A 13,494-nucleotide genomic window follows, 5' to 3' on the forward strand; every position below is an offset into this window, starting at 1 on the left:
CGTCAGGCGCTGTGGCGCAGGCAGGGCCGGCCGGACAGCTCCGCGGCCGTCTCCCCCACAAGCCGGATCGCCTCGAACAACCCCGACCTGGGCAGAGCGGCGTACCCGACTACCAGAGCCGCGGTCGGCGAGGGCTCCGCCGTGGCGCAGGACCGGCCGCCGGCGACCAGCACCGAGCGTCGGGCCGCGCCGTTCACCAACGCGGCCTCGTCGATGTGCGCGGGCAGTCTCAGGTACGCGTACAGCCCGGCCGCCGACCCGCTCATGCGGGCCTCGGGCAGGTGACGGCCGACGGCCTGGGTGAGCGCTTCGCGTCGGGCCCGGCAGCGGGCCCGCATACGTCGGGCGTGGCGGTCCAGTAGCCCGCTGCGGATGAACTCGGCGAAGGCCAACTGGGTCAGGCTGTCGCCGGCGAACTCACGTTCCGAGCCGACCCGGTCGAGGACGGACGACAGGGTGGGCGGGACGCACAGCCAGCCCACCCGCAGCCCCGGGCCAAGGATCGTGCTGGCCGTGCCGGCGTAGATGACCCGGTCGGGCGACTCGCGTTGCAGGGCCAGGGGCCGGGGCCGGGGTTCCATCCACAGATCACCGTCATGGTCCAGCTCGATGATCCACGCGCCGGTGTCGTGTGCCCAGCGCAGCAACTGGTCCCGGCGATCCCGGGTCATCGTGACCCCGGTCGGGAACTGGTGGGCGGGCGTCGTCAGCACCGCCCGCACCCCGCTGCGGGCGAGCGCCCGCACGTTGATCCCGCTGGCGTCGACGGGCACCGGGTACAGTCGCTGGCCGAACCGGGCGGCGATGTCCCGGTGCCGAGGGTGACCCGGGTCCTCCACGCCGAGCTGGTCGATCCCGATGCGGCGCAGCGAGATGCTCAACAGTCGCAGCGCCGCCGAGAAGCCCGCGGTGACAAGTGTCTGCCCGGGGCAGGCACGGACCCCGACGACCCGGCCCAGATAGCCCGCGAGTTCCGTGCGCAGTGCCGGGACGCCGAAGGGGGGCGGCCGGTCCAGGTCGGGCAGGCGGACCGACCGGATCGCCCGGTCGTACGCGGCCAGCCAGTCGCGGTGCGGGAAATGGACCGCGTTGCTCGCATCCGGCCGGAGGTCGAACCGGACGAGCTGCGCCGCGGCATGCTCCACCGGCTCGGGCCGGGCCGATACCGGCGTGATGTGCCGGGCGACGCGGGTGCCCGAGCCCCGTACCGCCTCCAGGTAGCCCTCGGCTATCAGCCGGTCGTACGCCTCCACCACGACACTGCGGGAAACCTCCAGGTCGGCGGCGAGTTGCCGGCTGGACGGCAGTCGGGTGGCCGGCCGCAGCGACCCGGCGGTGATCTCACGCTGGATGGCGTCGTGGATCTGCGCGGTCAACGGGGTGCCGGAGCTTCGGTCGACGTGGATGAACAGCCGCCAGGTCATCACACCACTCCCTCGACGCGCGAAGTGGACCGGCCGTTCGACGTCGGGGTGGTCTGGCACGGCGCGACCTCCGATCCGACAGTGGGCAGGAGGATCTGAGAGGGGAAGCGATGACCGAGACCGATCGGCGCTGGGCCGTGCTGTTGAGCGCCCTGCTGCGGCGTGAGGATCTGACCGCGACCGACACCGAGTGGGCGATGGACGAAGTCATGCGGGGTGCGGTCGGGCCGGCCCGGCTGGCCGCCTTCCTCGTGGCGTTGCGCGCCAAGGGTGAGACCGCCGCCGAGGTCGAGGGGCTGCTGCGGGCGATGTACGCGCACGCGGTGCCGGTGACCGTCGCGGGCCCGACCGTCGACATCGTCGGCACCGGCGGGGATGGCGCCCAGACCGTGAACATATCCACGATGGCGTCGATCGTCGTCGCCGGCGCCGGGCTCCGGGTGGTCAAGCACGGCAACCGGTCGGTGTCGTCGTCGAGCGGCTCCGCCGATGTCCTGGAACACCTCGGGGTGCCCCTGCCGCTCTCGGCCGCCGACGTGGCCACCCTGGTCGATCAGGTGGGCATCGGGTTCTGTTTCGCGCCCGTGTTCCATCCGGCGATGCGGCACGCCGCCCCCGTCCGCCGGGAGCTGGGAGTCCCCACCGTGTTCAATCTGCTCGGGCCCCTGTCCAATCCGGCCCGCCCGTCCGCCCACGCAGTCGGCGTCGCCGACGTGCGGGCCGCCCCACTGGTCGCCCGGGTGTTGGCCGGTGGCGGCGCAAGCGCACTGGTGTTCCGTGGCGACGACGGGCTGGACGAATTGACCGTGACCACGACGTCCCGGGTCTGGTCGGTGCAGGACCGGACGGTGCGCGAGGAGGTCTTCGATCCTCGCGAGATCGGTATCGGCTACTCCCCGTTGGCGGCGCTGCGCACCACCGGGCCACAGGACAGCGCGCGGGTCGTGGGCGAGGTGCTGGCCGGTGCGGCCGGCCCGGTACGCGATGCGGTGCTCCTCGCGGCGGCGGCCGGGATCGCGGCGGCCCGACCGACCGACGAGTCGGTCACCGCCCGGCTGGCGACCGGTGTACGGCTCGCCGCGGAGGCCATCGACTCCGGTGCCGCCCGTCGGCTGCTCGATCGCTGGCGGGAGGTCGGCGGTGCGCTGGCCAGGAGCGCCGTGCGGGCTCCGGACGGCACCGTCGCCGCGCTGTAGGTAAGCCGGGCGGGACGGGTTCCGGAAGGGGCCGGCGGCCGGACGGGCAGAGCCGAGCTGCCGGCACGGTCGGATGCCGACCCCGACCGGGTACAGCGGCAGGACCGACCGCCGGGCGTCGGCGGTCGGTCCTGCCAGCAGGTCAAGCGGGCACACGAGCATCCCGGATACTGTCGGCCAGCAGCGCGGCGAAGCCACGGACCGCGTCGAGCCGGGCGGCCTGGTCCTTGTTGTCGATCAGCTGGCGGACGAAACCGGCGCCCACGATCACGCCGTCGGCGTAGGCGGCGATTCGGGCCGCCTGCTCCCCGGTGGACACCCCCAGCCCGACGCAGACGGGTAGGTCGCTGACCGCTCGCACCCGGCCGACGAGCCGTTGCGCCGCCTCCGCCTTGGCGCCGCCGGTGCCGGTGACACCCATCAACGCCGCCGCGTAGACGAAGCCCCGGCTGGCCGTTGCCGTCCGGCTGAGCCGCTCGGTGGTCGAGGACTGGGCGACCAGGTAGATCCGGTCGAGCTGGTGGGCGTCGCTTGCCGCGGTCCAGCCGCTACGGTCCGCCTCCTCGGGAATGAGATCCGGGATGATCAGCCCGCAGCCGCCGGCGGCGGCCAGTTCCTCGGAGAACCGGTCGACGCCGTAGCGCTCGACCGGGTTCCAGTAGGTCATGCAGACCGCGGCCGCTCCGGCGGCGGTGATCGCCTCGACGGCCTCGAAGACATGCGGCGTGACAGTTCCGTTAGCCAGTGCGACATCCACGGCATGTTGGATGACCGGCCCGTCCATGACCGGGTCGCTGTAGGGCAGACCGACCTCGATCACGTCGACGCCCGCGGCGACCATCGCCTCCATGGCCGCTATCGAGTCGGCGACGGTGGGAAACCCGACCGGTAGATAGCCGATCAGCGCTCCCCGCCCGGCCGCCCGTGCGCTACGCAGGACACGGCTCAGCCTGGTCTCCGACGTGTCTGCGTCACCCACGATCGTCCCCTTCCAGCCCCAGGTGCTCGATGGCGGTGTGCATGTCCTTGTCCCCTCGTCCGGAGAGGCAGACGACGATCACCGGTTGGGCGTCGTTCGGACCGGTGGGCAGCGTGGGCGCTATCCGGAGCGCCCCGGCCAGCGCGTGCGCCGACTCGATCGCCGGGATGATGCCCTCGGTACGGCTCAGCCGCGCGAAGGCCCGCATCGCCTCGTCGTCGTCCACCGGCTCATACCGCACCCGGCCGGTGTCGTGCAGCCAGGCGTGTTCCGGGCCGACCGCCGGGTAGTCCAGCCCCGCGGAGATGGAGTGGCTCTCCCTGGTCTGTCCGTACCGGTCCTGGAGCAGGTAGGTGCGAGCGCCGTGCAGCACGCCCACCGAGCCTCCGGTGATCGAGGCCGCGTGCCGGTCGGTCGTCACGCCGCGACCTCCGGCCTCGAAGCCGTACAGGCGCACCCGGCTGTCGGGCACAAACGCGTGGAACGCGCCGATCGCGTTCGAGCCACCACCGACGCACGCCGCCACGGCCGTCGGTGGGGCCAGACCGAGGGCGGCCACCTGGGCGCGAGCTTCCAGCCCGATCACCCGGTGGAAGTCGCGGACCAGTGCCGGGAACGGGTGCGGGCCCGCCGCCGTGCCGAGGACGTAGTGGGTGGTGTCCACGTTGGTCACCCAGTCCCGGATGGCCTCGTTCAGGGCATCCTTGAGCGTACGGCTACCCACCGACACCGGAACGACCTGCGCGCCGAGCACCCGCATCCGGGCGACGTTGAGCGCCTGCCGGCGGATGTCCTCCTCGCCCATGTAGACGACGCACTCGAGGCCGAACAGTGCCGCCGCGGTGGCGGTCGCGACGCCGTGCTGGCCGGCACCGGTCTCGGCGATCACCCGGCTCTTGCCCATTTGGCGGGTCAGCAGCGCCTGGCCCAACACGTTGTTGATCTTGTGCGAGCCGGTGTGATTGAGATCCTCGCGCTTGAGCAGGATCCGCGCGCCGACGCCCTCGGCGAACCGGGGCGCCTCGGTCAGCGGACTCGGCCGCCCCGCGAAGCCGGTCAACAGCGCTGCGAACTCGGCGTGGAACTCCGGATCCTTACGGGCCTGGTGATACGCCTCGGCCACCTCGGCCAGCGCCCCCATCAGCGCCTCCGGCATGAACTGCCCACCGAACCGGCCGAAGTGGCCGTCCCCGCCGTCGGACAGGTCAGCGCCGTCGAGCGCCTCGGCCACCAGCGCCACGTACGCCTGCGGCGGCGCCGCCCACGGCGGGGTCATCGGGCCACTCCCGCCGGACGCTGGCCCGCCGCCACCAGAGCGGCGACCGACCCGCGTGGATCCGCGCTGGTCACCAGCGTCTCACCGACCAGCACGGCCGCCGCACCAGCTTCTCGGTAGGCACTGACATCGGCCGGAACCCGCACCCCCGACTCGGCGACCCGGACCACGTCGTCGGGCACCAGGGCGGCCATCGTCGCGAACACGCCCCGGTCGACCCGCAGTGTGTTGAGGTCCCGAGCGTTGATGCCGACCACCCGCGCGCCGGCGTCGACCGCCCGGCGCACCTCTTCGGCGTCGTGCGCCTCGACGAGGGTGGTCATGCCCAGCTCGGTCGCCTGCCGCAGCAGCGACTCCAACTCGGCCTGGCCGAGCGCGGCGACGATCAACAGCACCAGGTCGGCCCCGTGGGCTCGAGCCTCCCAGAGCTGGTAGGGCGAGACGATGAAGTCCTTGCGGAGCACCGGCACCCGCACCGCGGCACGGACCGCGCTCAGGTCCGCCAGGGAACCACCGAACCGGCGCGGTTCGGTGAGTACGCTCACCGCGGCGGCGCCCCCGGCCACGTACGCCTCGGCGAGCCCGGCCGGGTCCTCGATCGCGGCCAGCGGGCCCCTGGCCGGGCTGCGCCGCTTGATCTCGGCGATCACCCGTACCGCGTCGCCGCGCAGCGCGGCCACCACGTCCAGCGGCGGGGCGGCAGTGGCTGCCGCCGCCTGGAGGTCGGCCAGTTCGACGAGCGCCTCCCGTTCCGCCAGATCAGCGCGCACCCCGCGGACGATCTCCTGCAACACGCTCATCGGGACACCTCCTTCATCGGGCCGGCTCCACCGAGAGCTGGTGGTGGAACAGTCGCAACGGGTCCCACTGACTCTTGACCCGCCGCAACCGCTTGTAGTTCTCCCCGTAGTACAGCTCCTGCCACGAGGTACCCGAGCTGTTCCACGCCGGATCGCGCAGGTCGACGTCCGGATAGTTGATGTACGCCCCTGCGGTGCTGCCGTCGCGTACCGGCACACCTCCGGTGCTGGCGTAGACGCCCCGGTAGAACTCGCGCAGGAAGCGGAGGTGGGTCGCATCCTCTGCCTCGTTGTCCCACTCGCTCACGTACAGCAGTATCAGCGCGGCGTCGCGGTGCGAACTCGCGGTGGCGGACCCGGTTACGGCGCTGACCTGACCACCGTAGGGAGCGATCAGCACCCCGCTGCCGGGATGCGTGTAGTCGGTGGAGACCAGCGCGCGGTGGATGGCCGCCGCCTGGGCCTCGGTGAACGCGCTCCGGTGCAGCGCCGACTTTCCCTTGATCCGGCGTCCGACCGGCCGGTCGGCGAAACCGGACCACTGGGTTCCGAGCAGCCAGGGCAGCCGGCGCCGGACGGTGCTCTGCATGGGCACGCCCACCCCGTCCCCGATCGCCTCCAGGAACTCGTCGAGCAGCCCGTCAGCGTCCGGAGCCTGCCCGGACACCTGGGTGTTGAGCACTACAGCGCCACCGGAGCGGTGGAACGTGATCAGATGGCTGTAGAGGTGGTTCTCCACCCGGCCCGGCCGGTTACGCGCCGCGTACCAGCGGCTGTAGTTGAGCAGCAGCCGGGTGAACGCCGCCCGGTCCATCGCCTCCCACGGCCAGATCACGGTGTTGACCAGCAGCTCGGCCGGTGGCCGGGGCAGCAGCCGGCGGGGATCCGAGGTGTCCGCGCCGGGTGAACGGAACCAGTACCGCGTCACCACGCCGAAGTTGCCGCCGCCACCGCCGGTGTGTGCCCACCACAACTCCCGGTTCGGGTCGTCGGCCTCGCGGGTGGCGAGCACCGCCCGTGCCGACCCGGACCGGTCGGCCACCACCACCTCGACCGCGTAGAGGTGATCGACGGTGAGCCCGAACAGGCGGCTGAGCGGACCGTAACCGCCGCCGGCGATGTGCCCACCGACGCCCACGCTCGGGCACGAGCCGGCCGGCAACGCCACGCCCCAACCGGTGAACAGCCGGCGGTTGACCTCCTCCAACCGGGCACCCGCGCCCACCACGAAGGCCCGCCGGGCCGGGTCGAAGCCGATCTGGTCGAGCCCCGCCAGGTCCAGCAGGACCTCGACGGCGGGATCACTGACAAAGTTCTCGAAGCAGTGGCCGCCGCTGCGGACCGACAGGCGCCGTCCCGAACGCGCGGCCTGCTGGACCGCCCGTACGACGTCGGCGGTCGAGGTGGCCACCACCACCTGCCCGGGTCGGCCCACCCACCGCTGGTTGACACCGCGCACCAGGTCGGCGTACTGCGGGTCGCCGGGCCGTACGGTCAGTAGCGCGTCACCGGCCACCGACCCCGGCCTGGCCGCCGGTGCGGGTGCGGCGCCGACGAGCGCCGCGGTCACCACACCACCCAGCACCGCCGAACCACCCAGCACTCCTCGACGAGTCACTTCCATCTGAGTCACCTTTCTTCCGCGATCTGTCGCAACGCCGCCAGCAGGCGGTCACGTTCGTGCACACCGTCGAGCCGGATCCGGCCATCGACGACGATCAGGGGGACGGCGGCGGTCTCCCGCCGGGCTTGCCGGACCAGCTCCCGGACCTCGTCCACGCCGACGCCGGCATCGAGGAAGCTGGCCACCCGCTGCGGCGCCATCCCCGCCCGACCGGCCCGTTCCACGAGCACCTCGGGGTCGGAGACGTCGACGGCATCGACGAAGTACCCCGCGAAGAGCAGTTCCTCGAGCCGCCCCTGGACCTCTTCGCCGTACTCCCGCCCGGCGAACCAGAGCAGTCGGTGCGCGGCCAGGGTGTTGACCGCGTAGCCGGACTCGTTCGCGAAGGCGATACCCATGCCGCGCCCGTACGCGGTGACCTCGCTGCTCATCCGGGTCGCCTTTGCCGCGCCGTACTTCCCGGCCAGCCAGGTGAGCATCGGCATCGGCGTGGCGGGATGTTCGCCGTCGATCTGGTACGGATGCCGCACGACCCGCACCGTGGGATCGCCGAACTCCCGCACAGCCGCATCGAGGTGCCGCTTGGTGACATAGCACCAGGGGCAGGAGACGTCGAGATAACTGTCGACTCTCACGGCCGTACTCCCCGGGCGGCGACCGGCACGTCGTAGGACGGCCGGTCGTTGACCGTGGCAACGTCGAACCCGCCCAGGCGGGCGTACCGCTGGGAGATCTCGGCCAACTCGGTGGCCGGGATCACGTCGTGCACGTCGACGAAGCCGTCCGGGGCCCGCTGAGCCGCCAGGCTGATGACGAGCTCCGGCCCGAGCTGCCGGTTGCGCTCCTGAAGGTCCGTGGTGACCGGTCGACGCAGGCGCTCGTACTCGCTCAGGGCGGTGACCGGGTCGGCGTGCAGCGCCAGGCAGTGCGCCAGCACTCGCGCGTCCACGATGGACTGGGTCGCACCGTTGGAACCCATCGGGTACATGGCGTGCGCGGCGTCGCCGAGCAACGTGACCGGCCCGAAGCTCCACCGGGGTAGTGGATCTCGGTCCACCATGGGATAGAGGAACGCCTCCCCGCCGGCCCGGACCAGCTCCGGCACGTCCAGCCAGTCGAAGCGGAGGTCGGCGAAGTCGGCCAGGAAGGAATCCGGTTCGACCACCCGGTTCCAGTCGGCACGGGCCGGTCTGTCCTGCTCGGCAGCGGGTCGGGCCAGCGCCCAGTTCATCAGGACCGGCTGCCCGGAGCCAGCCGCTCGGGACATCGGGTACACCACGGCCCGGCGGCGTTCGTCCCCCGCGATGATCATCGTCTTCCCGTTGAGGATGGGCGTCCGCCAGGCCGACCCCCGCCACACGAGCAGTCCGTTCCACGGCGGCTCGCCCTCGCCGGGGTAGAGCGCCGCGCGTACCGCCGAGTTGATGCCGTCCGCACCGACCATGACGTCAGCCTCGAACTCGCTGACGCCGCCAGGGCCGGGCTGCCCCACCACGGTCCGCACCGAACCGTCTGGCCGGATGTCGAAGTCCCGTACCCGCGCGTCGGTGACGACCGTCGCGTCACCGAGACGTCGACGTACCTCCTCGAGCAACACCATCTGCAACCGACCCCGGTGGATCGACAGCTGCGGCCAGCGGTAGCCGGCGGATCGCCCGCGCGGCTCGTTCCAGATCAACGAACCGAACCGGTTGTAGTAGGACAGTTCCCCGGTGCAGACCGCGACCGCCGTCAGGTCGTCCAACAAACCCAGCTCGGCGAGTTCGCGCACCGCGTTGGGCAGGATGTTCAGACCGACCCCGAGAGGTCGGATCTCCGGGGCCGCCTCGAGCACCCGGACGTCACGGATCCCCGCCGCGTGCAGGCTCAGCGCCAGGGTGAGCCCGCCAATGCCGGCACCGGCGACCAGGACCCTCACAGGGCCACCCCGCCCTGCCAGCGCTGCCGGGGAATCGTGCCCTCCGGTCGAACCCTGTGCGACTCGGTCGGCGGGTCGGACCGCCGGGCCTGGACCAGGCCGGCGTTCTGCCGGGTCAGATCAATGATCTGCCGGAGCAGTTCGACGCTGGCGCCGCCGCTGCCGACCGGATAGAGCCGCAGGTCGGCCTGGTACGCCTGACGGGCGATGCCGAGGTGGCGACCCCGGAACACCACCACCGTACGCAACACCCGGGCCAGCGCCTCCGCGCCGCGGCGTAGCACCAGGGAGTCGTTGCCGGTCGCCGCGCCGTCGACCCCGCCGAAGGCGTCGACGAGGCGACTCACCACCGACCTCCGCTCGGTCCACCGGGTGTAGTAGCTCCGCCAGCGCGGCAGGCTGAAGGGGACCGAGTGGCGGATGAACTCGCTGTAATCGGGCTCGCTGCGGTCCGCCGCCCAGATGACCTGGTCGACGAGCCAGAGTGGCACCTGCGCGGCGGCCGGGCCGAGCAGTTCCCGGCCCGAGACGATGATCTCCTCGAAGTACGGGCGGAGCACCCGGGCGAAGAAGACCGGGCTGACGTGTCGCAGCACGAGGTCGATCGAGTCCACCATCGCCGTGAGCCGGAGGTTCAACTCGTCCAGCAGCGGCGCGAACTCCGGGTCCGTCGGCGCGGTGTCGGCCAGGACGTCGCAGGTGTTGAGGCCGGTACGCAGACTGGGAAAGACCATCCGCACCGACTCCTGGAGGAACCCCTCCTGCGGGTCGCCGGTGTACATCCGCTGGCGGTGCCCCAGCGGGTTCCAGGTGGTGTAGTGGTGCACGGTGTCGCGGGGCACCATGTCGGTGCGCCGGCCCAGTTCCTCCAGCACCGCTGTGGCTTCCGGCACGACCGACAGCGGCTCGACGCCGTGCCGCTTGAGGGAGCCCAGGAACATGCCGAGGTCGCGCATCGCCGCGAGGCACTCGTCCACCGAGTATGTGGCGACCTCGTCCAGGCCGGGTATCAGGGCGCGCAGGGCACCGGCTATCGCTGGCACGTCGGCCTGCGCGTTCATGGCGCGGAGGCGGAAGCAGGCCGGGTCGGCGTTGAGGGGGTCGAGGAGCCGGACGTTCTCGATCCGGGCCAGGCTGGACAGGTCTGTGATCGTTGCGTTTGGCATTGCTCACTTCCTGGTGCGAGAGGGGACGGTGAGTGGGTGGTGGCGGGAGGGCGCGCGTCATGGCGGCACGACGTGCGCGCAGGTAGCGGGAAGACGACGAGGTGGTCCGGGTGCGGCGGTGACGGCAGCGCTGCCGCCGATCAGGTGCCGACCGCGGTTCTTGGGCTCGGCGGCCCCACCCAGTCCAGCCAGTGCCGGGTGGTCTGCCAGGGCCGGAGCGGCAACGGCACCAGCCGGCCCGATGGCCCGATGTCGTGCGGGGTCAGCACGGTCTCCGGCGGTTCGCCCGACAGCACCGCGCGAAGTTCCCGGATCATGTCGTCGTGGGAACTGCCACGCACGACCACCCGGTGCGGGTAGCGCCGCCGCCGGACGTTGGTGCTGTAGCAGATGTCCCGCAGGTCGAGCGCCGCGCCCGCGCCGTCGGGCGCCAGGAAAGCCAGATAGCTGTGGATCAGCTCGGTCAGCCCGGCCGGTGAGCGGGCGGTGAGCACCAGCGGATAGTGGTCCCGGCCCGCCTCGGGCACTCCGGACGACCGGCCGGTCCCGGCTCCACCCGGGTCCGGGACCACCGACGCCTGGGCGAGCACCAGGTGGACGTTGGTGCCGGTCATGCTCTGCCCGTTGACGGCCACGATCGCCGGTCGACCACGGTCGGGCAGCGGGGTCGCGACCTCGGGCACGACCAGCGGTACCCGAGCCCAGTCGACGTCCGCCCGGGGGCGGGTGCAGTGCAGGCTGGGTGGTACGAGCTGGTGCTCCAGGCAGAGCACCGCCTTGACGAGGCCAGTCAGGGCGGCGGCGGCCTCGGTGTGGCCGAGGTTCGTCTTGACGGACCCCACCAGGCAAGGCCGTCCGGCGGGCCGCCCCTCGGCGAGCACCTCGGTCATCGCGGCGAGTTCGGCCGCGTCGATGCGGGTCCCGGTCCCGTGCGCCTCGACGTAGTCGACATCCCCCGGGGAGACGCCGGCGGTGGCGTACGCCGACCTCATGGCCATGGCCTGACCGGTCACCGAGGGCGCGGTCAGCTCGGGCTTGGCACGACCGTCGTTGCTCACCGCGCTGCCCAGCAGCACGGCGCGTACCCGATCACCGTCGGCGAGGGCGGCGGACAGCGGCTTGAGGACCACCACCACGACACCGTCGCTACGGACGAACCCGTCCGCGGATCGGTCGCCGAACTTGCACCGCCCGTCGGCGGCCAGCACCCCCGCCTGCCCGAACAGCACCGCTGGCGTGGGCGCCAGCACCAGGTTGATCCCGGCGACGACAGCCATCGTGCTCTCGCCCGACCGTAGGCTCTGCGCCGCGAGGTGGACCGCCGCACCCGAGGACGCCTGGGCGGCGTCGACGGTCACACTGGGTCCGCGCAGGTCGAAGGTGTACGAGAGCCGGCCGGCCGCCATGCCGCGCTGCTGGCCGCCGAGGGCGGAGAGCAACCCGAGGCGGTCCGGTCGCGTGCTCTGGAGATCCCAGTAGTCAGCCTGGCTCTGGCCCACGAACACCGCCGTCCGGCTGCCCGCGAGGTGTTCGGGCAGTTGTCCGGCGTCCTCCAGCGCCTCCCACGCGGTCATCAGCAACAGCCGTTGCTGCGGGTCAAGGCTGGCGGCCGCGTCGTCGTCGATGCCGAAGAACTCGGCGTCGAACTCGGCGACGCCGTCCACGAAGCCACCCCAGCGACTGGTCGTCATGCCTGGGGGCGGGGGAAACGGTGCGACGTAGTCGTCGACCGAGAACCGGTCCGGCGGGACCTCCGTGATCAGGTCCCGACCGTCAACCAGGTGTTGCCAGAGCTGCGCCGGGCCGTGCGCGCCGGGGAGGCGGCACCCTGCGCCGATCACCGCGATCGGCTCCCCCGCCTGTCGTCGTGCTGACCACATGTGTCGAGCTCCTTGCCGCGAAGGTCGTGCGGTGGACCCGCCGCGCCGTTGCGAGCGGTGGCCGTCACCCCCGGAGCCCGGCCGGCCGACTGCTGTGTCGGCTGGCCAGGTTGCCCGGGGGTGACCGCCCTCAGGGAAGTTCCACCTGCTCCTCTTAGGCGAACTGCTGCCACGGCCGCGCCACGACCCATTCGGCGATCGGCGTCGGCGTCACGTTCAGAACCTTCGGCAGCGTCGCCGGGTCCAGGTCGAACAGGTCACGACCGGCATCCTGACCAACCCAGCGGTAGATGCCGGCGACGCCGGTGGCCGCCTCGGCGCCCAACGCGAAGGCCAGCCCTTCCTGGAAGGCGTCGACCTCCAGCGGCAGGTAGTTGATCTGTCGGCCGAGCGCGGTGGAGAAGATCGCGGCCAGTTCGGGGCCGGTCACGACGTCGCCGCCGCCGAACTGCACAGACCTGCCGACCAGGTCCGGACGGTCCAGTGCCGCCACCATCGCCGCCGCCAGGTCGTCGTGGGACAGCCAGGCCACCCGCCGGTCCGCGGGCAAGGGGTACGCCAGCACGTTCTGGTTGGCCAACGCCCCACCCACCCCGGGGTTGAAGAGGTTTTCCAGGTACACCGGGGGGCACAGCACGACCGTAGGCACGCCGCTGTCCACCAGGATCTCCGCGGTGATCCGTCGGGTCTCGTACGCCGGGTACGGCGTCGTGTCGTTCGGGATGCAGGTGTTGGTGTTGTAAACGAGCTGCTGCACGCCGGCCTGCCGGGCGGCGTCCGCGATGTTGCGGGCGTAGTCGGCGACCGTCGGTGTGTCGTACACCAGGGGCAGGGTCACCGCGGCGTGGGTGACGCCCGCGAACGCCTCGCGCACGGCGGCCGGGTCGGCCAGGTCGCCGGCGACCAGGCTGACCCCCGAGTCGGCCGGCTCGGCGCCGCGACGAGCGAAACCGCGCACCGGATGGCCCCGTTCGGCGAGGGTCCGGACGACCGCGCCACCCTGGCCACCGGTCGCGCCGAACACCAGATACTGCCTGCCCTGCTCTGTCATTGCTCAGTTCCTTCGCGTGCGTGGGAGGAGCGCCCCGCCCCGGGGGCACGGCGCTTGGTGCAGGACCCGTCGTGCCAGGTCCTCGTTTCCGGCCGGGACCGCTCGGGTCACGACCGGGTGCGCGGACCGCGGGCGTTCCGGGTCCGCTCGGCCGGTGGAGTCCGAATGGTGCCGGGCTCC

Annotated in this window: 11 protein-coding genes; 1 reads left to right on the plus strand and 10 read right to left on the minus strand. The window is 72.1% G+C overall.

All coding sequences use genetic code 11. The features are described from left to right. Positions 1–2: 2 nt before the first annotated feature. Complete coding sequence (locus AB0B14_RS10435) at positions 3–1,424, minus strand: PLP-dependent aminotransferase family protein (protein WP_357522257.1); 1,422 nt, start codon at positions 1,422–1,424, stop codon at positions 3–5. Between the two features lie 110 nt (positions 1,425–1,534). Between AB0B14_RS10435 and trpD the strand changes: the two genes are divergently transcribed. Next, entirely contained in the window at positions 1,535–2,620 is a 1,086-nt protein-coding gene (gene trpD, locus AB0B14_RS10440) for an anthranilate phosphoribosyltransferase (protein WP_357522258.1), read from the plus strand. A 142-nt stretch (positions 2,621–2,762) separates the two neighbouring features. On the opposite strand, the gene trpA is transcribed toward trpD, so the two are convergent. From trpA to AB0B14_RS10485, 9 genes are all read right to left on the minus strand, one after another. Next, entirely contained in the window at positions 2,763–3,569 is an 807-nt protein-coding gene (trpA, locus tag AB0B14_RS10445; protein WP_357071588.1) for a tryptophan synthase subunit alpha, read from the minus strand. A gap of 22 nt (positions 3,570–3,591) precedes the next feature. After that, positions 3,592–4,875 (minus strand): tryptophan synthase subunit beta, encoded by a 1,284-nt coding sequence (gene trpB, locus AB0B14_RS10450; protein WP_357071263.1) that lies wholly within the window; start codon positions 4,873–4,875, stop codon positions 3,592–3,594. Continuing rightward, complete coding sequence (gene trpC / locus AB0B14_RS10455) at positions 4,872–5,675, minus strand: indole-3-glycerol phosphate synthase TrpC (RefSeq protein WP_357071258.1); 804 nt, start codon at positions 5,673–5,675, stop codon at positions 4,872–4,874. The genes trpB and trpC overlap by 4 nt, the downstream gene beginning before the upstream one ends. A 13-nt stretch (positions 5,676–5,688) precedes the next feature. Further along, positions 5,689–7,299, minus strand: coding sequence for an FAD-binding oxidoreductase (locus AB0B14_RS10460; protein WP_357522259.1), 1,611 nt, complete (start codon positions 7,297–7,299; stop codon positions 5,689–5,691). Between the two features lie 5 nt (positions 7,300–7,304). Then, entirely contained in the window at positions 7,305–7,934 is a 630-nt protein-coding gene (locus tag AB0B14_RS10465) for a DsbA family oxidoreductase (protein WP_357522260.1), read from the minus strand. After that, complete coding sequence (locus AB0B14_RS10470) at positions 7,931–9,217, minus strand: flavin-dependent oxidoreductase (protein WP_357522261.1); 1,287 nt, start codon at positions 9,215–9,217, stop codon at positions 7,931–7,933. Before AB0B14_RS10470 ends, AB0B14_RS10465 begins: the two co-directional genes overlap by 4 nt. Next, positions 9,214–10,383: a monodechloroaminopyrrolnitrin synthase PrnB family protein gene (locus AB0B14_RS10475; protein ID WP_357522262.1), complete on the minus strand. Its 1,170-nt coding sequence runs from the start codon at positions 10,381–10,383 to the stop codon at positions 9,214–9,216. Before AB0B14_RS10475 ends, AB0B14_RS10470 begins: the two co-directional genes overlap by 4 nt. 140 nt (positions 10,384–10,523) lie before the next feature. Next, positions 10,524–12,263 (minus strand): beta-ketoacyl synthase N-terminal-like domain-containing protein, encoded by a 1,740-nt coding sequence (locus AB0B14_RS10480; RefSeq protein WP_357522263.1) that lies wholly within the window; start codon positions 12,261–12,263, stop codon positions 10,524–10,526. Between the two features lie 154 nt (positions 12,264–12,417). Beyond that, positions 12,418–13,314 carry an NmrA family NAD(P)-binding protein gene (locus tag AB0B14_RS10485; RefSeq protein ID WP_357522264.1) on the minus strand — a complete coding sequence of 299 codons (897 nt, stop codon included), beginning with the start codon at positions 13,312–13,314 and terminating at the stop codon, positions 12,418–12,420. Positions 13,315–13,494 lie beyond the last annotated feature (180 nt).

The sequence above is a fragment of the Micromonospora sp. NPDC049171 genome, from assembly GCF_040648275.1.
In the GTDB taxonomy this organism is placed as follows: domain Bacteria; phylum Actinomycetota; class Actinomycetes; order Mycobacteriales; family Micromonosporaceae; genus Micromonospora.